Annotated in this window: 23 protein-coding genes; 13 read left to right on the top strand and 10 right to left on the bottom strand. The window is 60.2% G+C overall.

The genetic code is table 11. From position 1 onward, the window contains the following. Positions 1–174: 174 nt before the first annotated feature. Together CFII64_RS08715 and CFII64_RS08710 are read right to left on the bottom strand one after the other, a co-directional pair. Positions 175–570, bottom strand: coding sequence for a YbaN family protein (locus tag CFII64_RS08715; protein WP_020290420.1), 396 nt, complete (start codon positions 568–570; stop codon positions 175–177). Between the two features lie 10 nt (positions 571–580). Continuing rightward, positions 581–1168, bottom strand: coding sequence for a YecA family protein (locus CFII64_RS08710; protein WP_020290419.1), 588 nt, complete (start codon positions 1166–1168; stop codon positions 581–583). Positions 1169–1344: 176 nt separating this feature from the next. On the opposite strand from CFII64_RS08710, the gene recQ reads away from it, so the two are divergent. The 5 genes from recQ (at position 1345) to CFII64_RS08685 (ending at position 7608) form a co-directional block, all read left to right on the top strand. Continuing rightward, positions 1345–3471, top strand: a complete 2127-nt coding sequence (recQ, locus tag CFII64_RS08705; RefSeq protein ID WP_020290418.1) for a DNA helicase RecQ — start codon at positions 1345–1347, stop codon at positions 3469–3471. A 117-nt stretch (positions 3472–3588) separates the two neighbouring features. Further along, a complete protein-coding gene (locus tag CFII64_RS08700) occupies positions 3589–4023 on the top strand; it encodes a MarR family transcriptional regulator (protein WP_020290417.1) in 435 nt (144 codons plus the stop codon). 106 nt (positions 4024–4129) lie between these two features. Next, positions 4130–6289, top strand: a complete 2160-nt coding sequence (locus CFII64_RS08695; protein ID WP_020290416.1) for a FimV/HubP family polar landmark protein — start codon at positions 4130–4132, stop codon at positions 6287–6289. Positions 6290–6362: 73 nt separating this feature from the next. Next, a complete protein-coding gene (locus CFII64_RS08690) occupies positions 6363–6665 on the top strand; it encodes a SelT/SelW/SelH family protein (RefSeq protein WP_020290415.1) in 303 nt (100 codons plus the stop codon). A gap of 115 nt (positions 6666–6780) precedes the next feature. Continuing rightward, a complete protein-coding gene (locus CFII64_RS08685) occupies positions 6781–7608 on the top strand; it encodes a UDP-2,3-diacylglucosamine diphosphatase (protein ID WP_020290414.1) in 828 nt (275 codons plus the stop codon). Between the two features lie 10 nt (positions 7609–7618). Here CFII64_RS08685 and CFII64_RS08680 read toward each other — a convergent pair whose 3' ends face one another. Further along, the gene (locus CFII64_RS08680; protein WP_020290413.1) at positions 7619–7930 is read right to left on the bottom strand and encodes a DUF962 domain-containing protein; all 312 of its coding nucleotides are present in this window, start codon (positions 7928–7930) and stop codon (positions 7619–7621) included. 197 nt (positions 7931–8127) lie between these two features. Next, complete coding sequence (locus tag CFII64_RS08675) at positions 8128–9582, bottom strand: TrkH family potassium uptake protein (protein ID WP_020290412.1); 1455 nt, start codon at positions 9580–9582, stop codon at positions 8128–8130. 153 nt (positions 9583–9735) lie between these two features. Between CFII64_RS08675 and CFII64_RS08670 the strand changes: the two genes are divergently transcribed. Beyond that, a complete protein-coding gene (locus CFII64_RS08670) occupies positions 9736–10296 on the top strand; it encodes a nitroreductase family protein (RefSeq protein WP_020290411.1) in 561 nt (186 codons plus the stop codon). A gap of 126 nt (positions 10297–10422) precedes the next feature. Here the strand turns inward: CFII64_RS08670 and CFII64_RS08665 are convergent, their stop codons facing one another. The 6 genes from CFII64_RS08665 to CFII64_RS08640 form a co-directional block, all read right to left on the bottom strand. Beyond that, positions 10423–11757 carry a HAMP domain-containing sensor histidine kinase gene (locus CFII64_RS08665; protein WP_020290410.1) on the bottom strand — a complete coding sequence of 445 codons (1335 nt, stop codon included), beginning with the start codon at positions 11755–11757 and terminating at the stop codon, positions 10423–10425. Positions 11758–11823: 66 nt separating this feature from the next. After that, on the bottom strand, positions 11824–12270 hold the full coding sequence (locus CFII64_RS08660; protein WP_020290409.1) for a Spy/CpxP family protein refolding chaperone: 447 nt from the start codon (positions 12268–12270) through the stop codon (positions 11824–11826). A 207-nt stretch (positions 12271–12477) separates the two neighbouring features. Then, positions 12478–13155 carry a response regulator transcription factor gene (locus tag CFII64_RS08655; RefSeq protein WP_020290408.1) on the bottom strand — a complete coding sequence of 226 codons (678 nt, stop codon included), beginning with the start codon at positions 13153–13155 and terminating at the stop codon, positions 12478–12480. Positions 13156–13162: 7 nt separating this feature from the next. Beyond that, the gene (locus tag CFII64_RS08650; protein ID WP_044901251.1) at positions 13163–13576 is read right to left on the bottom strand and encodes a translation initiation factor 2; all 414 of its coding nucleotides are present in this window, start codon (positions 13574–13576) and stop codon (positions 13163–13165) included. 137 nt (positions 13577–13713) lie between these two features. Next, positions 13714–14013, bottom strand: a complete 300-nt coding sequence (locus tag CFII64_RS08645) for a YciI family protein (RefSeq protein WP_020290406.1) — start codon at positions 14011–14013, stop codon at positions 13714–13716. 1 nt (position 14014) lies between these two features. Then, positions 14015–14617 (bottom strand): septation protein A, encoded by a 603-nt coding sequence (locus CFII64_RS08640; protein WP_020290405.1) that lies wholly within the window; start codon positions 14615–14617, stop codon positions 14015–14017. Positions 14618–14684: 67 nt separating this feature from the next. On the opposite strand from CFII64_RS08640, the gene CFII64_RS08635 reads away from it, so the two are divergent. From CFII64_RS08635 to CFII64_RS08605, 7 genes are all read left to right on the top strand, one after another. After that, a complete protein-coding gene (locus tag CFII64_RS08635) occupies positions 14685–15548 on the top strand; it encodes a PHP domain-containing protein (protein ID WP_020290404.1) in 864 nt (287 codons plus the stop codon). A 13-nt stretch (positions 15549–15561) separates the two neighbouring features. Next, on the top strand, positions 15562–16191 hold the full coding sequence (locus CFII64_RS08630; RefSeq protein WP_020290403.1) for an L-threonylcarbamoyladenylate synthase: 630 nt from the start codon (positions 15562–15564) through the stop codon (positions 16189–16191). A 59-nt stretch (positions 16192–16250) separates the two neighbouring features. Further along, the gene (locus tag CFII64_RS08625) at positions 16251–17009 is read left to right on the top strand and encodes a ScpA family protein (protein ID WP_170826322.1); all 759 of its coding nucleotides are present in this window, start codon (positions 16251–16253) and stop codon (positions 17007–17009) included. A 10-nt stretch (positions 17010–17019) separates the two neighbouring features. Beyond that, a complete protein-coding gene (scpB, locus tag CFII64_RS08620; protein ID WP_020290401.1) occupies positions 17020–17808 on the top strand; it encodes an SMC-Scp complex subunit ScpB in 789 nt (262 codons plus the stop codon). Positions 17809–17953: 145 nt separating this feature from the next. Then, entirely contained in the window at positions 17954–18142 is a 189-nt protein-coding gene (locus tag CFII64_RS08615; RefSeq protein WP_020290400.1) for a DUF1289 domain-containing protein, read from the top strand. A 186-nt stretch (positions 18143–18328) separates the two neighbouring features. After that, positions 18329–19606 (top strand): 23S rRNA pseudouridine(2605) synthase RluB, encoded by a 1278-nt coding sequence (gene rluB / locus CFII64_RS08610; RefSeq protein WP_020290399.1) that lies wholly within the window; start codon positions 18329–18331, stop codon positions 19604–19606. Positions 19607–20217: 611 nt separating this feature from the next. Beyond that, a complete protein-coding gene (locus CFII64_RS08605; protein ID WP_020290398.1) occupies positions 20218–22449 on the top strand; it encodes a DNA internalization-related competence protein ComEC/Rec2 in 2232 nt (743 codons plus the stop codon). Positions 22450–22475: the final 26 nt, after the last annotated feature.

Raw genomic sequence — 22475 nt, 5'->3', positions numbered from 1 at the left:
GGACTTGTCCTCGAAGGCGGTAAATTCAGCACTGCAGGTAGTTCAGGTGGATCAAGGTCGTCTGGGCTGGCCATCGAGGACAAGTCCTCTCCCACAAAGGCAGGATATTGCGAGCCTGGGATCTTTAATTGGCTCACCGCACTCCATGTGTTGGAAATCCGAACCTACGGTGCTTTATTCCCGCGTCTTCAGCCGCACGATATAAATTGTCACCAGCACCGCGCTGGTCAGCATGAAGCCACGGGCCCAGGGCAGGGCGATCAGGTAGCAGGAAAAACCGATGCTGATCCACATCAGGCCGATGGCGTAGACCTTGGCTCTGAGGGGGATGCCGTTGCCTTCGAGGTAATCGCGGATCCACGGGCCGAGTCGTTTGTGATTGACCAGCCAGTGATAGAAGCGCGGCGAGCTTCGGGCGAAGCAGGCGGCGGCCAGCAGCAGAAATGGCGTGGTGGGCAGGATGGGCAGGAATATGCCGATCACACCCAGCGTCACGCTCACCCAGCCGATGGCTTGAAGGGCATAACGCACGAACCGGTTACGACTCGTGCGGGGTGAATCTTGCGCCATAGGCGCCGACTCAGTGGTGGCGAGGCTTGAGGATCGCCGGTTTCTCGTCCGGCGCCTGGCACAGCAGGTACAGCGCGGTCAGGGCTTCCGGGATCTGCACGATCATGTCGTCCATCAGGTTGGCATCCTGGGCGATGTCCGCGAACTCAGGCTGCTCGTCGAACAGGCCCGAGCCGACCATGATCGGCAGCAGCATTTCGCTGACTTCTTCTTCGGCACTTTCGAACCAGGCGTTTTCACGCAGGAACACGCCTTCCATGAAGCCGATGCACCAGCCGCGCAGATCGGAATCGTCAGGCTCGTCGCCCAGATCGAGATCGCAGGGCAGCTCGAATTCCTCGTCGGATGCCAGCTGGCGGGCGATGTGCGCCTGCAACTGGATCAGCGTGGCTTCGATTTCTTCGCGCTGGGCGTCACTTTCGTAATGCGGCGGCTCGGAGAACAAGGCATCGATCCATTCACGCTCGGGAACGGTTTCGGCACAGATGGACAGGGCGGTCATGTAGCCGTGAGCGGCCACGTAGTCCAGCGCCTCGTCATGCAGCTCATCGGCATCGAGGAAGGCTTGCAGGCGGTTTAGTTGCTCAGCGAAGGACATTGAAAGACTACCTTGGAAATAAACGATGCTGAATTCTAGGCTCTGAGAGCCGTGGGCGCCAGCGGCGAGGCCGTTTGAGGTTAATTTCGACCGCTCGTGTCGCCGCTGTCCTTTGCCTTTATGCGGTCGGGTATACTGCCGCGCTTTGCAGTGCAGCAGGACAATCTGGGGTTTTTATGCTCGAACAGGCACAACGCGTACTTAAAGACATCTTCGGCTATGACAGCTTTCGTGGTCGCCAGGGTGCCATTATTGAACGCGTGGCCAACGGCGGCGACGCCTTGGTGCTGATGCCCACCGGCGGCGGCAAGTCCTTGTGCTTCCAGGTTCCCGGACTGTTGCGCGACGGCCTGACAGTCGTGGTATCACCGTTGATCGCCTTGATGGACGACCAGGTGGCGACGCTTGAGGAATTGGGGGTGTCCGCCGCGGCGTTGAACTCGACCCTCAGCGCCGAACAGCAACGTGACCTGGCCAACCGGATTCGTCTGGGCGAGGTCAAAATGCTCTATCTGGCCCCGGAACGTCTGGTCCAGCCGCGCATGTTGGCGTTTTTGCAAAACCTGCAGATCGGCCTGTTCGCCATCGATGAAGCCCACTGCGTATCCCAATGGGGCCATGATTTCCGGCCTGAATACCTGAAACTCGGCCAGTTGGCCGAACTGTTTCCCGACGTTCCGCGCATCGCCCTGACCGCCACCGCCGACAAACGGACCCGTGAAGAGATCGTTACGCGCCTGCATTTGCAGAATGCCGAGCGGTTTCTGTCCAGTTTCGACCGGCCGAATATTTTTTACCGCATCGTGCCCAAGGAGCAGCAACGCAAGCAGTTGCTGGCGTTTCTCTCCGAACGGCGCAGCGACGCGGGCATCGTTTATTGCCTGTCGCGCAAGAAAGTCGACGAAGTTGCCGCGTTTCTCTGCGACAACAAATATCCGGCGCTGCCTTATCACGCGGGTCTGCCGTCTGAAACCCGGTCTGCCAACCAGAAACGCTTCCTTAATGAGGAAGGCTTGATCATGGTGGCGACCATTGCTTTCGGCATGGGCATCGACAAACCCAACGTTCGCTTCGTCGCGCACATGGATTTGCCCAAGTCGCTGGAGGCGTACTACCAGGAAACCGGGCGCGCCGGCCGCGACGGTTTGCCGGCCGATGCCTGGATGACCTACGGTTTGCAAGACGTGGTGATGCTCAAGCAGATGCTGCAAAACTCCGAAGGCGATGAACGGCACAAGCGTCTGGAACAACACAAGCTCGATGCCATGCTGGCCTTGTGCGAAGAAACCCGCTGCCGTCGTCAGACCCTGCTGGCCTACTTCGACGAAGACATGCCCGAACCTTGCGGGCATTGCGACAACTGCGTGGATGGCGTGCAGACCTGGGACGCCACCGAACCGGCACGACAGGCGCTTTCCGCGATCTATCGCACCGGGCAGCGCTACGGCGTCGGGCATCTGGTCGACGTGCTGCTGGGCAAGTCCAACGACAAGGTGCAGAGCTTCGGCCATCAGCACCTGGCCGTGTTTGGCGTCGGCAAGGATCGCTCCGAAGGCGAGTGGCGTTCGTTGTTCCGGCAACTGGTCGCGCGCGGGCTGGCGGATATCGATCTGGAAGGCTACGGCGGCTTGCGCCTGAGTGATACCTGTCGGCCTTTATTGCGCGGCGAAGTCAGCCTTGAGTTGCGTCGCGACCTGAAACCGCAAACCACTGCCAAAGGCGGCTCCAGCCCGGCCAGTCAACTGGTGCGTGGCGAAGAGCGCGAGCAATGGGAAGCCTTGCGCGCCTTGCGTCGCAAGCTGGCCGAAGAACACGGCGTGCCGCCTTATGTAATTTTCCCGGATTCCACCTTGCTGGAGATGCTGCGCAGCAAACCCGACACCTTGTCGGACATGGCGCAGGTCAGCGGCGTCGGCGCGCGCAAGCTGGAGCGCTATGGTCAGGCGTTCCTTGAGGTGCTGAGCGGCACCGCCGAGGCGCCGAAAGTGGTTGCCGACGTGCGTCATGAACTGATCAGTCTGGCCCGGGCCGGGATGACCCCGATGCAGATTGCCGGTCAGCTGCAATGTTCGGAGAAAAACGTCTACACCATGCTTGCCGAGGCCATCGGCAAGCAGCAGTTATCCCTTGAACAGGCCCTTGATCTGCCGGAAGACCTGCTGGGTGAAGTTCAGGATGCCTTCCTGGATGGCGAGGGCGAACTGCCGCCGGTTGCGGCCATTGCCGAACAGTTCAGCGGGCGCGTTCCCGAAGGTGTGTTGTATTGCGTGCGCGCTGCGTTGCAGTCCGAATTCGAAGTCTGAGATTCGCTGCAGCCCAGGCGTTGACAGTACTGCGACCAAAGGACACAGCAGGAAACTTGCCACCGTCCGGGGTCCATGGTTAGCTGGCTAATAATTAGTTTCAACCATGAGTTTTCTATGCCAATGACTGATGAACATCGTTTCGGTATGCAACTTGCGCAAATCACCCGCGGGTGGCGAGCCGAGCTTGACCGACGATTGGCTGACATGGGGCTGTCCCAGGCCCGGTGGCTGGTGTTGCTGCATCTGGCCCGCTTCAAGGAACCACCTACGCAGCGCGAGCTGGCGCAAAGCGTTGCGGTTGAAGGCCCAACCCTGGCACGTTTGCTCGACAGCCTGGAAACCCAAGGGTTGGTGCAACGTCAGGCGGTACTGGAAGATCGACGCGCGAAGAAAATCGTCCTCTGCGACACCGCCCTGCCGCTGATTGAAAAAATCGAAGCCATCGCCACGGCGCTGCGTATCGAGGTGTTCAACGGTATCGACGAAGAAGATCTGCGCACCTGCATGCGTGTTCATGCGCAAATTCAGGCTAACCTCGAAAGATCCTGAGGCGGGCGAGCGGCTTCTCGCTCATACTTGTGCTCATCAGGCGATGAAGTCTGCGCTTTATATTGAACATGCCGAGAAGCCTGCTTTGGTTTCCATAAGGGTCTGTATGCTGAAGAGTTTTCAGGCTGCTGCGCTGGGCTATCGTCGTCACGCCAGTCACATGGGCAAAACGCTGCGCCAAACCGCCTTGCTGGCGGCCATTTCATCGGTCTCGATGCTGCATGCGTCCATTGCATCGGCATTGGGAATGGGTGACATCACCCTGCATTCCGCGCTGAATCAGCCGTTGAATGCCGACATCGAACTGGTCGAAACCGGCGGGTTGAGCGCCGAGGACATCATTGCGAGGCTGGGCTCGGTGGAAGATTTCGCCAAGGCCGGCGTCGAGCGGGTTTTCTTCTATAACGATCTGCGCTTTACCCCGATTATCAAAGGCAATCGCGGCGTGATACGCGTGGTTTCCACCAAGCCGGTCACCGAACCCTATCTGAATTTCCTTGTGCAAGTGGTCCGTCCGAACGGCAATCTGCTGCATGAATACACCGTGCTACTCGACCCGGCGACCTCGCCGGCAGGTCTGGCCGCGACAAGCGGCCGGAGCAGAGATTCGGCGGTGCAGGCAGCCCCTGAGTCACGTATGCCGATCGCGCCCCCCGCGACTTCTCAGGACAAGCGTTACGCCGTTGCCAGCGGCGATACGCTGGATTCGATTGCCCGCCGCGTGCAGGGCAATGGTGCAAATGCTTCGGCGGCGCGAATGGCCGATGGCATCCAGGCGTTGAACCCGCAAGCGTTCGCCAACGGTAAAGGCAGCGTCCTGAAAGTCGGGCAAAACCTGTTACTGCCCGACGCCGCCGTGGTGCCCAGCGCTCGCAATGCAGCGCCGGCAGCTGTTCCCGCCGCGCCAGCCAATGCCGCCGCGTTGCCTGCCGATGTGCAACGCAGCGCGGAACAACTGGCTACCGCTGCCGTTGAAAATCAACTGTTGAACAAAAATCTGGATGATTTGAAAGGCCAGATCGCGGCGCTGCAAGAACAAATGACCGGCAAGGATCGGCAGATCGTCGGTCTGCAAACCCAGCTCTCCGAAAGAGCCACGGCACCGGCGCCAAGCGCACCGGTCATCGCGCCTTTACCCGTAAGCACTACGCCGCCTGTGGTGGTTGAGCCTGAAGAGGATTCATTGCTGTCATCGCTGATGCTGCCGGGGGCAATCCTGGTTCTGTTGTTGCTGCTCGCCCTGGCTTACTCGGTACGGCGCAATCGGCGCAAGCAGCAACATCTAGCGGGCGCAATCCCTGCAGATTCGCCGCTGATCAAACCTGCGCAGGCCCCGGAGACTTCGGTTTATGACGCGCCGGTCATGGCCTCGCGAGTTGTCCAGCCGGAGATTTCCCAGAACGCCCCTCGGCCGATTGCCGCTGCGCCCAAGGCCAACGCGGCGCCCGATGCGCTGGATGGTGTGAGCATTTACATCGCTTATGGTCGATTTGCCGAAGCCCTGGGGATTTTGCGCGGCGCTCTGCAGCGTGATCCACAGCGCACCGATATTCGCCTCAAAATTCTTGAACTGCTGGCGGAGCAGGGTGATGCGCCAGGCTTTGCCAGTGAAGAGCAAAGTGCGCTGGAGCACGGCGTCGACCCGCAAACCCTGGCGGACCTGCGCAACCGTTATCCACAGCTCAAATCCGTGGAAGCGTCTGCTGCACCGCTGATCGTACCGGCGACAGTGGCGGCTATCCCGCTGGCTGAACCTGAGCCCGCGCAACTGGACGAAACCGCCGCAGCGGCGCTGAATCCGGAATCTGGCGACGAATTCCAGCTGAACCTTGACGACTTGTCCATGGATGCCGAATGGGATCTGGTCGATCCGTTCGACAGCCCGAAACCCTTGCGCGGCAAACCCGAGGTCGAGGAGCCGGTCATTGAGGAAGATCTGGCTTTTTCGTCCAACCTGACGGAGTTGCCGGAAGTGTTCGAGATCCAGGATGACCAGTTCCTGAGTGACTTCGACGATGCTGAACCCATCGTGCAATCCAACAATGATTCCCTGGACGATGCGTTCCTGGATGGCTTCATGGACGACTCATCGGAATTTGACCTGCTCGATATGGACGAAGCCCCGTTGAGCAAGATCAACCAGGCGCAAGTGTTGATCGACGACGGCGACTTCGAGTCTGCCAGGGAGTTGTTGCTGGAAGTCATGGAAGATGCCGACGAGGAGCATCAACAAATGGCTCGGGAGTTGTTGACCAGCATCAGTTGAAATCAGCGCTGCGGCAACGCAGCGCCCGATTGCAGCTTCGCGAAAACCTGACAACGTTCTGGAGTTTGCATTCATGTCAGCCGTCAAACCTGAAATTGTCATTACCTACTGCACCCAATGCCAGTGGCTGCTGCGTGCGGCCTGGCTCGCTCAGGAGTTACTCAGCACGTTCTCCGACGATCTCGGCAAGGTTTCTCTGCAGCCTGGTACTGGCGGGGTATTCCGGATTACCTGCGACGAGGTGCAGATTTGGGAGCGCAAGGTTGACGGCGGCTTCCCTGAGGCGAAGATTCTCAAGCAGCGGGTCCGCGACCAGATCGATCCGCAACGCAATCTCGGTCACAACGACAAGCCGGGCAGCCCGGTCACTCCATGAGCCGCAAGACCGTCGGATAATGGGGGGGTCGCGCTGTCACAACACTGCCACGATGCAGTCACAATCGATTAACCGAACCGGCGCATGATCCTTAAAACCCTGCCGGAGGTTGACCATGAGCAGCGCTCAGCTTGCTAGACCCAGCCGTAAGCAACGCGTCCGCACCTTGTGGATTTCCGATGTGCATCTGGGCACGCGCGATTGCCAGGCCGAACATCTGTCGGCCTTTCTCAAGCGCTATCAGGCCGACAAGGTCTATCTGGTCGGCGACATCATCGATGGCTGGAAGCTGCGCAGTGGCATGTATTGGCCACAGGCGCACACCAATGTGATCCGCCGCCTGTTGACCATGAGCAAGCGCGGCACCGAGGTGATTTACGTCACCGGCAATCACGACGAATTCCTGCGCCGCTACTCGAAGCTGATCCTGGGCAATATCCAGTTGGTGGATGAAGCCGAGCACGTCACTGCCGACGGTCGCCGGTTGCTGGTGATTCATGGTGATCAGTTCGACGTCATCACTCGCTACCACCGCTGGTTGGCGTTTCTGGGCGACTCGGCTTATGAGTTCACGCTGACCCTCAACCGCTGGCTGAATCACTGGCGGGCCAAATACGGTTATGGCTACTGGTCGCTGTCGGCGTACCTCAAGCACAAGGTCAAGACCGCTGTCAGCTTCATCAGCGACTTCGAAGAAGCCATCGCTCACGAGTGCGTCAAGCGTGGGCTGGATGGCGTCGTATGCGGACACATCCATCATGCGGAAATTCGCCAGGTCGGCGGCGTGGAATACATGAACTGCGGGGATTGGGTTGAATCGTGTTCAGCGCTGATCGAGCACCTGGACGGCTCGATCGAGTTGTTCCGCCTGGCTGATGCGCACCTGCCGGCGAAGGTACTGCCGACCGAAGAACAGGCTTCGGCCAGCGAACCGGCGGTCTGATGCTTTTTGGCTAAAACGGCACTTTGCCCAGCACCATGTCCCGGTACATGACGAAATCTCCCAGCAGACTGTAGAAGGGATGCTGGAAGGTGGCGGGGCGGTTCTTTTCGAAGAAAAAGTGACCTGCCCAGGCGAATCCGTAACCGGCCACAGGCACCAGCCACAATAATCCCCAATGACCAGCGCCCACGGCGAACGCCAGCAGGAAAATCACCAGGCTGGTGCCGATGAAGTGCAGGCGACGGCAAGTACTGTCGCGGTGCTCAAGCAAATAGTACGGATAGAAATCGGCAAAACGGGTGAACTGTTTGGTGTTTTCCATGCTTGCCATTCCTGATCTTGTTTGCGGTTCGGTCTGAGTCGGACGTACTGGCCTCTTCGGGGACAAGTCCCCTCCTACCTAATCCAAGACCCGGTAGGACCGGACTTGTCCGGGAAGGCGATGGACACCTTCCTGTGGATCGACAGTGACAATAAACGCCTTTTTGCATCTGACGGCAATAGCCTTCGAAGCGGACCTCAATGACGCCAGAATGCCGGGATGCACAGCACCAGCACTGTGATGATCTCCAGCCTGCCGAGCAGCATGCCCAGGGACAGAATCCATTTTGCGGCATCCGGCAGGCTGGCGAAGTTGCCCGCCGGGCCAATGGTTTCGCCCAGTCCCGGCCCGACGCCTGATACGGTACTCGCGGCGCCGGTCAGGGCGGTCATCCAGTCCAGCCCCAGCAACGACAGCGCCAGCGCGATCAGGCAGATGGTGATGGTAAAGAAGAACGAGAAGGTCAGGATCGAACGCACGATTTCGTCGTCGAGACGGTGGCCGTTGTACTTTTGTTTGATGACCGCCCGTGGATGGATCAACTGGTGCAAGTTGGCCTTGAGCAGAATATAGGCGACCTGGAAGCGGAAAATCTTCACGCCACCCGCCGTCGAGCCGGAACAGCCGCCGATGAAGCCCAGATAAAAGAAAAACATCAGGGCGAAATTGCCCCACAGGCTGTAATCCCCAAGGGCAAAACCCGTCGTGGTCACCACCGACGTGACGTTCAACGCCACATGGCGCAACGCCTCATACCAGGGCAAGTCAGTTGTCGCCCAGTACCAGGCGGTCATCACCAGCCAGGTTATCAGCAGCAACCCCAACATCCCACGCACCTGCTCATCCCGGAACAACGCGCCACGGTTGCCGCGCAGTGTTGCGACATACAGGGTGAAGGGCAGGCTGCCGAGGATCATCACCACGATAGCCACCCAATGCACCGCTGGCTGGTGCCATTTGGCCAGGGACAGGTCCGAGGTTGAGAAGCCGCCGGTGGAAATCGCCGACATGGCATGGTTGATCGCGTCGAACAGGCTCATGCCCGCCAGCCAGAAGGCAATGCTGCCCAGCGTGGTGAAGCCGACATAGGCCAGCACGATGAACTTGGCAACCATGTGCGAGCGAGGCATGACCTTTTCCGAGCGGTCCGAGGATTCGGTCTGGAACAGGCGCATGCCACCGATACGCAGCAGTGGCAGAATCGCCACCGCCATGCCGATGAAGCCGATCCCGCCGAGCCAGTGCAGCATCGAGCGCCAGATCAGAATCCCCGGTGACATGGTGTCCAGGCCGCTGAGGACCGTGGAACCGGTGGCGGTGATCCCGGACATGCTTTCGAAAAACGAGTCGGTGTAGCTGATATGTTGCGTCAGCAGAAACGGCAGCGCGGCAAAGACACACACCACGATCCAGCTGGAAACCGTGAGCAGGTACATGTCCCTGGGCCGCAGGTGTACATGTTCCGGACGACCGGGAATCACCAGCGCAAGGCCGGCAATGAACGTCAGCAGGCTGGCCCAGAGGAAGGAGCGCAGGTCTTCGATGCGGTCGAAGATGACCAGCGTCACCATGGGCACGATCATGGCGATAGCCAGAGTGATCAGGAAGATGCCGATTATGAAACCGATGATACGAAGGGTCGGCAACGCCATGCAGTCGCTCTGACTAAAGTGGGGAGAGGCGCCATTCTACCTGCGGCCCACGGCAAGTAAACCGGGGCGCGTCAGTCAATGCTTGTAAGTAATCGCCGCCAGGGTTCGTTATCTGAGTCTAGAATGCTCATTCATTTTTCAAGGAGGTAGCCCATGGAGGCGCTCGACGTTTTGCTCAACCGTGTTTCCGTTCCACGGTTGCTCGACCCCGCGCCGGATGCTGCGCAGCGTGAAATCCTCTTCAACGCGGCGATGCGCGCGCCCGATCATGGACAGTTACGGCCGTTTCGGTTTCTCACCGTCGAAGGTCCGGCCCGTGAACGCATGGGCGATCTGTTGGCTCAAGCACTGCGCAAAAGTGGCGCAGACGCCACGCCCCAGGCGCTGGACAAGGCGCGCCTGGGCCCGTTGCGGGCACCTCTGGTCGTGGTGGTGATCGCGCGTTTGACCGATCACTTCAAGGTGCCGAAACAGGAGCAATTGATCACTGCCGGTTGCGCAGCCCATAGCGTGCTGCTGGCCGCGTATGCGCTGGGTGTTGGTGCGGTCTGGCGTACCGGTGAGCTTTCCTATTCGCCGATTGTCGCCAAGGGCTTGGGTCTGGCCGCCGATGAGCAAGTCATCGCCTTCCTGTACCTGGGCACACCACAAAACCCGCCGCGCGTTGCGGGCAAGGTTGATCTGGTGGATTTTGTCAGCGAGTGGCAGGGTTGAACACGATATAGACCGATAGATGGATCGTTGGAGCAAGGCTTGCCCGCGAACCGGACGCCTCGGTGGGTCAGATCCACCGAGTTACCGTTCTTCGCGGGCAAGCCTCCAACGGGTTTGAACATTGGGTCAACCCACCACCACCAACTCCACCGGCAGATCCAGCGTGGCAATGAACCCGCCTTGCGGATGATTGCCCAGCACCAGATCGCCACCGTGGCGCTGGGCGGCGCGTTTGGCGATGGCCAGGCCCAGGCCATGCCCCGGCGCGGTCTGGCCGGGAGCCCGGTAGAAAGGTTCACCCAGTTGCAGCAGATGTTCATCGGCCACGCCCGGCCCATGATCGCGCACGCTCAGCTGCAACCGGTCACCCACACGCAAGGCCTGCATTTCGATGGGCTCACCGGTCGGGTTGAAGCGCAACGCGTTACGCAGCAAGTTGTCAAGGGCCCGCTCCAGCATGTCCGGCCAGCCTTGCAGTTGCAGATCCTCCTGCACGCTTACCTGAATCTGCTGATCGCCACCGTCGAGCGTCGCGTCGTTCTTCAGGCGTAACAACAAGTGGTTCAGATCCACGGGTTCGGCGCTGCCAAAATCTGCATCCAGACGCGCCAAGGCAAGAATTTCGCTGATCAAGGCTTCCAGGCGATCACATTCGCGGCTCAAGCGTGGCCACAGCTTGTCACGCTCGGCCGGTTCCGCGCGCTCGGCCAGTGCCAGGGCGATACGTAGCCGGGCCAGTGGCGAGCGCAATTCATGGGATACGTCGCGCAATAACTGACGCTGACTGCTGATGAGGCTTTGCAGGCGCGCGCCCATGCGGTTGAAGTCGTTCGCCAGAACACCGAACTCGTCCCGACGATTGGCCAGCTGCGCCAGGCTGTTCTGTTGATACGTGGTCTGCCCCAGATCATGAACCGCACCGCGCAAGCGGCTGAGCGGACGGGTGATCGACAGCGTCACCAGCAGGCTGAACAAGGTCAGCACGACGAGCGCGATGCCCAGCGCGCTAAGCGGCCACATCAGGCTGTCTCGATGCCAGGCGTCCAGTTCCGGATGCGGAATGCGATAGATCAGCAGATAGTTTTCGCCGGTCTTCTCACTGGTGTATTCCGACGTCAGGCGCCGCCACGGCAATTGACGCGAGTCGTCACCCTGGCGAGCTTCAAGTGCGGCTGCACGGGGCGAGAACGTCCCGCGTACCACCGGGTCGCCGCTTTCATTGAGGACTTGAACGTCGATGTGGTACTTGCGCTTGAGATTTTGCAGGTAATCCTGCGCGGCGTCTTCGCCCTGACTTTCGTACAGCTCGGTCCAGGTCTGCGGCAACTTGTTCAGGCCGGGATGACGACTGAGGATCCACGCATCCTGATTGAGCATGTGGCCCAGCAGAATCGACAGGCCTGCAACCAGGGCAATGGCCAGCCAGAAACTGGCCAGGATTCGCCAGAACAATGAACGCACGTGAAACCCCCAAATAGAGAAAACCCGACACGCTTGGGGAGTGTCGGGTTCAGGTGAATCGATGGATTACTGGGCTTTCTGAGCCTTTTGCGCTTTCCAGGCTTCGAACTCTGCGCGATCAGCCCTGTGTTGCGCACGTTCTTTCTGCATTTCGTCGAATTCCTTCTGCTGATCCGGCTTGAGCAATGCGCGGATGTCGGCCTGGGTCTTGGTGCGTTTTGCCTCCAGTTCGTCCTTCATGGCTTTCTGGTCAGCGGCTGGCAGTTTGGCCAGGTACTTCTGAGTGACTTCCTTGCGGTCGTGCATTTGTGCGCCCATCAATTTACCGATCTGCTGACGCTGTTCTCTGCTCAGGTCCAGCTTGTCGAAAGGACCGCGATCATGATGCATCATGCCCATGCGTGGACCTTCGTGGCCAACACCGTCCCGACCAGGGCCATCAGCCGGTGGCATCGCCATGGCGACGGTAGGCAGAGCAGCGGCAAACATCAAAGCGATTAGAGTCTTGCGCATGGTGTATCTCCTTGTCTCGAATCCGGCTCGTTGCCGGTTGAGCCCAGTTTAGGGAGATCAAGGTCAAGGGCGGTCAGGCTAGCGTAAAGCTTCGGTAAAGAGGTTTTGCGCAGGACCGGCTTTAGCCGGGAGGGCGGCGGTCGTTCTTGCAGTGATTCCGCGCCGCCCCGGCACCTCGCGGATAAATCCGCTCCTACGACTGCGTCACTAGACGGCGTAATAATACCCGCGACTGCGCAGGGCCATGATGCGCGGGCGACCGTCCGGGTGGGGGCCGATTTTCTTGCGCAGGTTGCTGACGTGCATGTCCAGGCTGCGGTCATAGAGTGTCAGCTTGCGGCCCAGCGCCAGTTGCGCCAGTTCCTGCTTGTCCAGCGGCTCGCCGGGTTGGCGCAGCAGGGCTTCCAGCAAACGGCTTTCCGAGACAGTGAGCGTCAACTCTTTCTCGTCGATGATTACCACGCCGCGCATCGGGCTGAAGCACAGGTCACCCAATTCCAGCTGAGTCGACACCGCAGTGGGATGACTACGCCGCAGCACCGCACGCAGGCGTGCGGTCAGCTCCCGAGGATCACAGGGTTTGGCCAGGTAATCGTCGGCACCCAGTTCCAGGCCGAGAATGCGGTCCAGGGGTTCGCCGCGTGCCGAGAGCATCAGCACCGGCAGGTCCGGGTGGTCGTTGCGCAGTTGCTTGAGCAGTTCCAGGCCGCTGCCATCGGGCAGCATCACGTCCAGAACCACCGCAGCAGGCGCCGATTCGGCAAGGGCGCGCCGGGCGCTGTTGCCGTCGTGGCAGGCGCGCACTACAAAGCCTTCCTGACTCAACCAACTGCTCAGAAGCTCACACAGCTCCTGATCGTCATCTATAAGTAGCAGCTCGCTCATGTCTCACTCAATTTAGCCACTGTCGGCGCTGTCTACGCCAACCGCTGGCAAAAATACCGCACAAAAGGGCGATCATCGCAACGCCGCCCCCCGCGACGAACCATTGTTGTTGCTCCGTCAGGTAGCGTTGGGGCTCGACGGATTGTGACTCTTTGAGCTGCAACTTGAGCTTTTGGTTCTCCTGGCGAAGACGACTCAGTTGCGCGCTTTCGCGTTCGGCGCTGGTATTTTGCAGTTGTTTGATCAGTTCTTCACGCTGCCGTTCGCTGTCGCGCAAACGCAGTTGCAGGTCATTGACCTGGCTCTGCGCTGCCGGCTCCGGCTGGACATGCGTGGCGACGCCACTTGTTTCCTCGGCCTGGGCGAATGTCGCGCCCATGGCCAATACCATCACTAACAGACATCGCGAACCTGAACGCATCTGAACCCCTGTTTCAAGCAGTGTTTTTAGATATTCAGAAGGTTGTCGGCAGGGCGATGAGAATGATTAATGACGAGCGGGGATTGTGCGATTGTTGCTCAGGTCGAGCAACAATCGCAGCATTGGACGACGGGCTATCAGGGCAGGACGTGCTTGAACGGCTTGACCACCACGTGAGCGTAGACACCGGCTGCCACGAATGGGTCAGCCTCGGCCCAGGCCTTGGCCGCGCTGAGTGAGTCAAACTCGGCAACGATCAGGCTGCCGGTGAAACCGGCCGCGCCCGGATCGTTGCTGTCCACCGCCGGATGCGGGCCAGCCAGGATCAGGCGACCCTCATCCTTGAGCGCGTTCAAGCGCTCCAGGTGGGCGGGGCGAACGCTCAGGCGTTTTTCCAGGGAGTTTTCGACGTCTGTGGCTACGATGGCATAGAGCATGTCAGTCCTCGGTTTTTGTTGAAGGTGGAGGTGTTTCGGGATCATGCATGTGGCGGGCAAGGAACAGGCCCTGGCCGACCAGGAACAACAGCGTCATGCCCAGGCTGCCGAAGACTTTGAAATCGACCCAGAATTCCTGATAGGTAAACGCCACGTACAGGTTGGCCGCGCCGCAGAACAGGAAGAAGATGATCCAGGCGATGTTCAGCTTGGTCCAGATGGCCTGCGGCAAGGTCAGGGCATGGCCCATGATGCGCTGGATCAACGGGCGGTCGCCGATAAAATGGCTGCCGGCAAACGCCAGGGCGAACAGCCAGTTCACCACCGGAGCTTTCCATTTCAGGAAGGTTTCACTGTGGAACGCCAGCGTCAGGCTACCGAACACCAGGCAGGCGACCAACGTCAGCCACTGGCTTTTTTCCAGCTTGCCTTGCTTGAAGAACAGAAAGCCGTAGACCACTACCGAACTGATGATCAGCATGGCGGTCGCACTGAATATGCCACCCACCGTGACGCTGTTCCCCAGGATGTCGACGGCGCGAGGCTCGATTTTATAAACGATGAAAAACAGCAACAGCGGGATGAAGTCGATGAATTGTTTCACAATGGCAGCCAGAAGCAGGATGTGGCGGCATAATAACAAACATCAATGACAGCGAAAGCGCCACCTTATGAATGTTGACCTGCACTGCCACAGCACTGCTTCCGATGGCGCCATGGCACCTGCGGACCTGGTTGCGCGTGCTTATGAAAATGGCGTGCGCGTCTTGTCCCTGACCGATCACGACACCCTCGAAGGCCTCGAAGAAGCCCGGACTGCGGCGCATGCGCTGGGTATGCAGCTGGTCAACGGCGTCGAATTATCCTGCACCTGGGGCGGGGCGACCATCCACATTCTGGGCTATGGTTTCGACGTCAATGCGCCGCTTCTGGTCGAGGCAATTGCCCGTTTGCACACCGGACGCTGGCTGCGTGCCGAAGAAATAAGTCGCAAATTGGCGATCAAAGGTATGGCCGGAGCGCTGGAAGGTGCCCGAGCGATCCAGCAGGAGCTGGGCGACAGCGGAAATGCACCGGCCCGTCCGCACTTTGCCGACTTCATGGTGCGTGAAGGTTTCGTCAAGGATCGCGCCGAAGCGTTCCGCAAATGGCTGGGTGCCGGCAAGCTCGGCGACGTCAAGCTGCATTGGCCCACGCTGGAAGATACCGTCGCGATGCTGCGCGCTTCTGGAGCCTGGGTCAGCCTTGCGCACCCTGCGCACTACGATTTCACCCGCAGCAAACGTCGTAAACTGGTCGCCGAGTTTTTGCAGGCTGGCGGCCATGCCATAGAGGTGGTCAACGGTCTGCAGCCTGCCGAGCAGGTCGGGACATTGGCCATCCTGGCTCGTGAATTCGGTCTGCTGGTGAGTGCCGGCAGTGACTTCCACGCTCCTGGCGCCTGGTCCGAGATCGGTATTTACCGACCGTTGCCCGAAGACCTGCCGCCACTTTGGTGTCGATTCAAACATGACCAGCCTACTGCCGCCGTCTGAACAGGAAGATACCGTGAGTCAATTTTTCCAGGTGCACCCGGAAAACCCGCAGCCGCGCCTGATCAAACAGGCCGCAGAAATCATCAAGGCTGGCGGGCTGGTGGTCTATCCCACTGATTCCTCCTATGCACTGGGTTGTCAGATCGGCGACAAAAGCGCCATCGAGCGAATCCGCCGCCTGCGTCAGCTGGACGACAAGCACAACTTCACCCTGATGTGTTGCGACCTGTCGCAGCTCGGGCTGTTCGCCAAGGTTGATACCGGCGCGTTTCGCGCGCTCAAGGCGCATACGCCGGGGCCCTACACGTTCATTCTCAACGCCACCCGGGAAGTGCCGAGATTGGTGCTGCACCCCAAGCGCCGCACCATCGGTCTGCGCGTGCCGGGTCATCCCATCGCGCAGGCGCTGCTGGAGGAACTGGGCGAACCGCTGATGAGCGTCAGCCTGATCATGCCGGGGGACAGCGTGCCGCTGAGCGATCCCTACGAAATGCGTCAGCTCCTGGAGCGCCAGGTGGACCTGATCATCGATGGCGGCATCGGCGGGATTTCTGCTTCAACGGTGATCAATCTGGCTGACGGCGAGCCGCAGGTGATCCGCGTCGGCTGTGGCGATCCAACGCCGTTCGGTGTGGAAGCGTAATGACCGTGGCGGAAACGGTGGACAGCCAGGCCGGCGCGCAGCAGGAACTGCCATTCGCCATGGTCTATGGCCAGGCGGTCATGCAGATGCCGGTGGACCTGTATATCCCGCCGGATGCCCTTGAGGTCTTTCTCGAAGCCTTCGAAGGCCCGCTGGACCTGCTGCTCTATCTGATCCGCAAACAGAACATCGATATCCTCGATATCCCGGTGGCCGAGATCACCAAGCAATACATGGGCTACGTCGAGCTGATGAAAACCGTGCGCCTGGAATTGGCCGCTGAGTATCTGGTGATGGCCGCCATGCTCGCCGAGATCAAGTCGCGCATGCTTTTGCCGCGCTCGGCGGCCATTGAGGAGGAAGAGGACGACCCCCGCGCGGAGCTGATTCGTCGTCTGCAAGAGTACGAACGCTTCAAGGCCGCCGCCGAAGGCATCGACCGGCTGACCCGGGTCGGCCGCGATGTCAGCGTGCCCCGGCTGGACGCGCCGGAAGCCAGGGCGCGCAAGCTGTTGCCGGATGTCAGTCTCGACGAGCTATTGATGTCCATGGCCGAAGTGCTGCGCCGGGGCGATATGTTTGAAAGCCATCAGGTCAGCCGTGAAGCGTTGTCCACCCGCGAGCGCATGAGCGACGTGCTGGAACGACTCAAAGGCGGCGGTTTTGTGCCGTTTGCCGAGCTGTTCACTGCCGAAGAAGGGCGGCTCGGCGTGGTCGTGACGTTCATGGCGGTGCTTGAGCTGGTCAAGGAATCCTTGGTGGAATTGGTGCAGAACGAGCCCTTCGCGGCGATCCATGTCCGGGCGCGAGCCGAATAAGAGCAGATCAATGAACCTCAACGAACCCCGCGAGCTGGCACCGCTGCTCGAAGCTTTTCTATTGGCCTCGGGCAAGCCGCAATCGCTGGAACGCCTCTTTGAGTTGTTCGAAGAAGGCGAGCGCCCCGAGCCACCGGTGTTCAGGAAAGCCCTGGAATTGCTGCGCAAGTCCTGCGATGGCCGGGCTTTCGAGCTCAAGGAAGTTGCCTCCGGTTATCGCTTGCAGATCCGCGAGAAATTTTCGCCCTGGGTCGGCCGCCTGTGGGAAGAACGCCCGCAACGCTATTCCCGAGCCATGCTGGAAACCATGGCGCTGATTGCCTATCGCCAGCCGATCACCCGTGGCGAAATCGAAGATGTGCGGGGCGTGGCGGTCAACAGCCATATCGTCAAGACCTTGCTGGAGCGCGAGTGGATCCGGGTCGTGGGTTACCGCGATGTGCCCGGAAAACCTGCGATGTTCGCCACCACCAAGGGTTTTCTCGACCACTTCAACCTGAAAAACCTCGACGATTTACCGCCGCTGGCCGATCTGCGCGAGCTGGAACCCGATCCGATCCTCGATTTCGAAGACGCCCCGGTGCCTGCGCACTTGCAGGCCTTGGCTGACGCCAGCCTCGACCCCGACGCAGAACCCGAGCCGCCACGTGACGAAACCAGCTTCCGCAGCCTGCTGGTGGAGCTCGATTCCATGGAGCAGGGCCTGAAAATCGACTTCGACGATTTATTGATCAATGAGCCTGATACAGAGTCTGAATTGGCAGACGACCCGGAAGACGACAAGAATCCGGGTGCCTGACAAACCGCTGGCATCCGTAGGACCGGCTTCAGCCGGGAGAGCGACAGATCTGACGACGTAGCTGCTGGAATTCCCGGACCTCCTCCCGGCTAAAGCCGGTCCTACGGAACGGGATCTCCCATTAACCTTATTTCGGGGGCACTCCATGAGCAGCAAAAACCCCTGCATCAGCCTCTGCAAATTCGACGACGAGATTTGCATCGGGTGTGGCCGCAGCAAGAAAGAAATCAAGAGCTGGAAGAAGATGGAGAAAGGCGAGCGGCGCGTTGTGTTGGCCGAGGCAGCCATTCGGTTGAGCAAACTGAAGGGCGCCGGTCGGCGGAAAAAGAAGTGAGCGGCAATATTTCGACTAGCCTGTGATGCGCAACGTGCGCCTTGAGCGTATGATTCGCGACCTTTTGGCGATTCATACTCGCCACAGGCTTTTTAGAATTTTCGCTTCGCGGCTATCCACAGCCGGGAGCAGCAGGTCACGCCGGTCCTCGGCGTCCCCTGAATCGACACACCGGGAGGTGCCCAGATGAGTATCAAAGACAAGCAGGACAGCCAGGAAATCGGACCCGCAGGTGAAAAACTGCAGAAGGTTCTGGCGCGTATTGGTGTAGGTTCGCGACGTGACGTCGAAGCCTGGATCAGCCAGGGCCGAATCAAGGTCAATGGCAAGGACGCGACCCTCGGTCAACGCGTCGACATGCATGACGCCATCACTGTAGATGGTCGCGTGATCAAGCGCGAAGAGGCAGCCGAAACGGTTCGCCGCGTCATCATGTACAACAAGCCGGACGGTGAAATCTGCACCCGCGACGACCCTGAAGGTCGCCCGACGGTGTTCGATCGCCTGCCGCGTCCAAAAGAAGGCCGTTGGGTCAATATCGGTCGCCTGGACATCAACACCACCGGTTTGCTGATGTTCACCACCGATGGTGAGCTGGCCAACCGCTTGATGCACCCGTCCTTCGAGATGGACCGCGAGTACGCAGTGCGCGTTCGTGGCGAAGTCGATGACGACATGCTGGCGCGTCTGAAAGCCGGTGTAGTCCTTGAAGATGGTCCGGCGCGTTTTACCGACATCAAGGAAGCGCCGGGTGGCGAAGGCTTCAACCATTGGTATCACTGCGTGGTGATGGAAGGTCGCAACCGCGAAGTCCGTCGGCTGTGGGAATCCCAGGGTCTGGTGGTCAGCCGTCTGAAGCGCGTGCGCTACGGGCCGGTGTTCCTCAACTCCGACCTGCCGATGGGTCGCTGGCGCGAAATGAGCCAGTACGAAGTCGACGTGCTCAGCCAGGAAGTTGGCCTTGAGCCGGTTGCCCAGCCGCAAATGAACGCCAAGACCAAGGACAAGATGGAGCGCTTGCAGCGCCAGTCCTCGCGTCCATTGGGCAAAGGCGAGCGTGTTCGCACCTTGCGTCCGGCTGCCGGTGCCGCTGCTCCGACCGCCGATCGCGCGCCGCGTCAGCCACAAGTCACCGGCAGCGAGCGTGATCGTGTGCGGGGTGATTCGACCCAGCGTCCGTCCGGTCCACGTTCCGAATCCGGTCGTGGCCAACGTCCTGCCGGTTCGCGTAACGATCCGAGCAAACCGTCGCCGCGCAGTCCGCGTCCGGCCAACGGTCGTACCGACAACAGCCGTGGCACGCCAGTGGCCGAGCGTCCGAATGATGTCAACAAGCGTCCAGCCAAACCTGCGCACAAGCGTCCAGGCATCACGCTGGTCGACGATGCGCCATCCGGCAAGCGCCGTGGCCCGCCGTCGGGCTCGGGCCAACGCCCAGGCTTCGGTCGCCGCAAGCCGCAGTAATGCGGTGATGTAACAAGAAACGCCAATCGAGAGATTGGCGTTTTTTTTGTCTGCTGTGAGGAGCTTGTGTGAAAAACATGTGTGAAACCTGTGGGACCGGATTTATCCGGGAAGGCGTCTTCGCGGGCAAGTCGGATCGCCGCCCGCTCGCTCCAACAGAACCACGGAGCTCCTGCGAGAGATAGAGCACTCAGAGATCAAGTCGAATTGAGTCCGGAGATCGGGTCAGGCCCCTTTCCCAGCAGGCCGAACGCAGGTATTGCGCAGTGGGGAACTCGGCATGGATGCCGAGTTAGCCGCACTGGGCCAGGGATGGCCCTTTGCGGCGACCCACGGAGTAATGCCGGAGTGAGGGAAGTCTGAGCTCAGCGAAGACCCAATGGAGGGGCTGACTTTTTGGTTACTTTTGGGGCGTTTGCCAAAAGTGACCCGCTGTAAGAGCGGAACCGTAATTCCAGCACACACCAATAATGGATATGTACTCTTCCCGATCCAACCCCATCGCCAACTCACCGCCGCCACCCAAAACCTTGTGACAATTGATCCCGACGCCTCGCGACCGCCTGAGCTAATCCGTTAGAGGACTTTTGCAGTAATCGGGATGAACACGTATGCGCACAGGGATGTTCGCGCTGGCTTTAGGGATGCTGCTGTTGCGTTTCCTGCCGCAGTTGCCACCGACCTGGCTGTTGCTGTTGATGCCGGTAATTGCATTGATGCTGCTGCCGTTTCGCACGTATCCACTGGCATTTTTCCTGTTCGGCCTGACCTGGGCCTGCACCTCGGCACAGTGGGCGCTGAATGATCGATTGCCGCCACGACTCGATGGGCAGACGCTCTGGCTGCACGGCAAGGTGGTCGGCTTGCCCAGCCTTGCCGAGGGTGTGGTTCGTTTCGAGCTTGAAGACGCCAAGTCTCGCCGCGCCCGGTTGCCTGAACGCATTCGTGTTTCCTGGTATGGCGGCCCGGCCGTGCGCAGCGGCGAACGCTGGCGTCTGGCTGTCAAACTCAAGCAGCCCGGCGGGTTGGTCAATCCCCACGCGTTTGATTATGAAGCCTGGTTGCTGGCCCAGCGGATCGGGGCGACCGGCACTGTCGTCGACGGCCAACGGCTGTCGGCCGCCAGTTACGGCTGGCGTGATGCGCTGCGGCAACGATTGCTGGCGGTGGATGCGCAAGGGCGCGAAGGCGGGTTGGCGGCGCTGGTGCTCGGCGATGGTTCGGGCTTGAGCACGGCGGACTGGCAAATCCTGCAGAACACCGGAACTGTGCATTTATTGGTGATTTCCGGCCAGCACATTGGCTTGCTGGCGGGTGTGATCTACGCGCTGATTGCCGGGCTGGCGCGCTGGGGTTTATGGCCTCGGGCCTTGCCCTGGTTGCCGTGGGCTTGTGGCCTGGCGTTTAGCGCAGCCCTGAGCTACGGCTTGCTCGCCGGGTTTGAAGTGCCGGTGCGCCGGGCCTGCGTCATGGTCGGCATGGTGCTGCTCTGGCGTCTGCGCTTTCGCCATCTGGGTGTGATCTGGCCGTTGCTGTTGTCCCTCAATGCGGTTCTGATCGTTGAGCCGCTAGCGAGTTTGCAACCGGGATTCTGGCTGTCGTTCCTGGCTGTGGGAATTTTGCTGCTGATCTTCAGTGGGCGATTGGGCGCCTGGAGCTGGTTGCGCAGCTGGACACGGGCGCAGTGGTTGATCGCCCTGGGTTTGTTGCCAGTTCTGTTGGCGCTGAATCTGCCCATCAGCCTGAGCGGGCCGTTGGCTAATTTGATTGCGGTGCCCTGGGTCAGCTTCGTCGCGTTGCCACCTGCGCTGCTTGGGACTTTGTTGCTGCCGGTTCCGGTCCTTGGCGAAGGCTTGTTGTGGCTGGCCGGTGGCGCACTGAATGGGCTGTTTCAGTTCCTTGGCTGGGTTGCCGACGGGGTGCCGGTCTGGATCCCCGGCGCGATGCCGTTCTGGGTCTGGGCGCTGAGCCTGTTGGGTGCGCTGCTGTTATTGCTGCCCAGCGGTGTGCCATTACGGCCGCTGGGCTGGCCACTGGTGTTGTTGTGCGTGTTCCCGCCCTTGAAATCCGTGCCTTACGGGCAAGTGCAGGTGGTGCAACTGGATGTCGGCCAGGGCCTGGCGATTCTGCTGCGTACTCGTGAACACACTGTTTTGTACGACGCGGGCCCGCGCTTCGGCGAGTTCGATATCGGCGAGCGCATCGTGCTGCCGGTCATGCGTAAAGTCGGGGTGCGCAAGCTGGACCTGATGCTGCTCAGCCATGCCGACGCCGATCATGCTGGAGGCGCGCTGGCCATCCAGCAAGGCATGCCGGTTGCCCGGGTTCTCGGGGGTGAACTGGAACGGCTCGCGCCGCAACTCAACGCGCAGCTGTGTGAGGTTGGTGAATCCTGGGAATGGGACGGTGTGACGTTCACGACCTGGCGCTGGGAGCAGGCGAAAGAAGGCAACCAGGCGTCTTGCGTGCTGATGGTCGAAGCCAATGGCGAGCGGCTGTTGCTGACCGGTGATATCGACGCCGATGCTGAACAAGCAGCGCTGCGCAGCGACTTCGATGTTCGTGCTGACTGGCTGCAAGCGCCGCATCACGGGAGTCGCACCTCGTCTTCCAAGCCGTTTTTGCGGGGCGTCGACCCGCAGGGCGTTTTGATCTCCCGGGGCCGCAACAATGCGTTCGGGCATCCCCATCCCCTGGTCATGTCACGCTATCGCTGGTTTGGCATTCGCACCTATGACAGCGCCGAGCTGGGTGCTATCAGTCTGCAACTGGGCACCTTCGGTCAACCCCGGGTCGAACGGGGCCTGCAGCGTTTCTGGCGTGACTCATCCGACGGATATTGATCACAGGCTTCGGCCAGCTGGCGAGC

The organism is Pseudomonas sp. CFII64 (assembly GCF_000416235.1).
Taxonomy (GTDB): Bacteria; Pseudomonadota; Gammaproteobacteria; order Pseudomonadales; family Pseudomonadaceae; genus Aquipseudomonas.
Note: the sequence above shows the minus strand (reverse complement) of the source record. Positions and strands in the feature narration are given on the sequence as shown.

What these genes read in the sequence shown, in the direction of transcription:
- CFII64_RS08715 (WP_020290420.1), bottom strand. Translation starts at nt 570, where the DNA reads ATGGCGCAAGATTCACCCCGCACGAGTCGTAACCGGTTCGTGCGTTAT.
- CFII64_RS08710 (WP_020290419.1), bottom strand. Translation starts at nt 1,168, where the DNA reads ATGTCCTTCGCTGAGCAACTAAACCGCCTGCAAGCCTTCCTCGATGCC.
- recQ (WP_020290418.1), top strand. Translation starts at nt 1,345, where the DNA reads ATGCTCGAACAGGCACAACGCGTACTTAAAGACATCTTCGGCTATGAC.
- CFII64_RS08700 (WP_020290417.1), top strand. Translation starts at nt 3,589, where the DNA reads ATGCCAATGACTGATGAACATCGTTTCGGTATGCAACTTGCGCAAATC.
- CFII64_RS08695 (WP_020290416.1), top strand. Translation starts at nt 4,130, where the DNA reads ATGCTGAAGAGTTTTCAGGCTGCTGCGCTGGGCTATCGTCGTCACGCC.
- CFII64_RS08690 (WP_020290415.1), top strand. Translation starts at nt 6,363, where the DNA reads ATGTCAGCCGTCAAACCTGAAATTGTCATTACCTACTGCACCCAATGC.
- CFII64_RS08685 (WP_020290414.1), top strand. Translation starts at nt 6,781, where the DNA reads ATGAGCAGCGCTCAGCTTGCTAGACCCAGCCGTAAGCAACGCGTCCGC.
- CFII64_RS08680 (WP_020290413.1), bottom strand. Translation starts at nt 7,930, where the DNA reads ATGGAAAACACCAAACAGTTCACCCGTTTTGCCGATTTCTATCCGTAC.
- CFII64_RS08675 (WP_020290412.1), bottom strand. Translation starts at nt 9,582, where the DNA reads ATGGCGTTGCCGACCCTTCGTATCATCGGTTTCATAATCGGCATCTTC.
- CFII64_RS08670 (WP_020290411.1), top strand. Translation starts at nt 9,736, where the DNA reads ATGGAGGCGCTCGACGTTTTGCTCAACCGTGTTTCCGTTCCACGGTTG.
- CFII64_RS08660 (WP_020290409.1), bottom strand. Translation starts at nt 12,270, where the DNA reads ATGCGCAAGACTCTAATCGCTTTGATGTTTGCCGCTGCTCTGCCTACC.
- CFII64_RS08655 (WP_020290408.1), bottom strand. Translation starts at nt 13,155, where the DNA reads ATGAGCGAGCTGCTACTTATAGATGACGATCAGGAGCTGTGTGAGCTT.
- CFII64_RS08650 (WP_044901251.1), bottom strand. Translation starts at nt 13,576, where the DNA reads ATGCGTTCAGGTTCGCGATGTCTGTTAGTGATGGTATTGGCCATGGGC.
- CFII64_RS08645 (WP_020290406.1), bottom strand. Translation starts at nt 14,013, where the DNA reads ATGCTCTATGCCATCGTAGCCACAGACGTCGAAAACTCCCTGGAAAAA.
- CFII64_RS08635 (WP_020290404.1), top strand. Translation starts at nt 14,685, where the DNA reads ATGAATGTTGACCTGCACTGCCACAGCACTGCTTCCGATGGCGCCATG.
- CFII64_RS08625 (WP_170826322.1), top strand. Translation starts at nt 16,251, where the DNA reads ATGGTCTATGGCCAGGCGGTCATGCAGATGCCGGTGGACCTGTATATC.
- scpB (WP_020290401.1), top strand. Translation starts at nt 17,020, where the DNA reads ATGAACCTCAACGAACCCCGCGAGCTGGCACCGCTGCTCGAAGCTTTT.
- CFII64_RS08615 (WP_020290400.1), top strand. Translation starts at nt 17,954, where the DNA reads ATGAGCAGCAAAAACCCCTGCATCAGCCTCTGCAAATTCGACGACGAG.
- rluB (WP_020290399.1), top strand. Translation starts at nt 18,329, where the DNA reads ATGAGTATCAAAGACAAGCAGGACAGCCAGGAAATCGGACCCGCAGGT.
- CFII64_RS08605 (WP_020290398.1), top strand. Translation starts at nt 20,218, where the DNA reads ATGCGCACAGGGATGTTCGCGCTGGCTTTAGGGATGCTGCTGTTGCGT.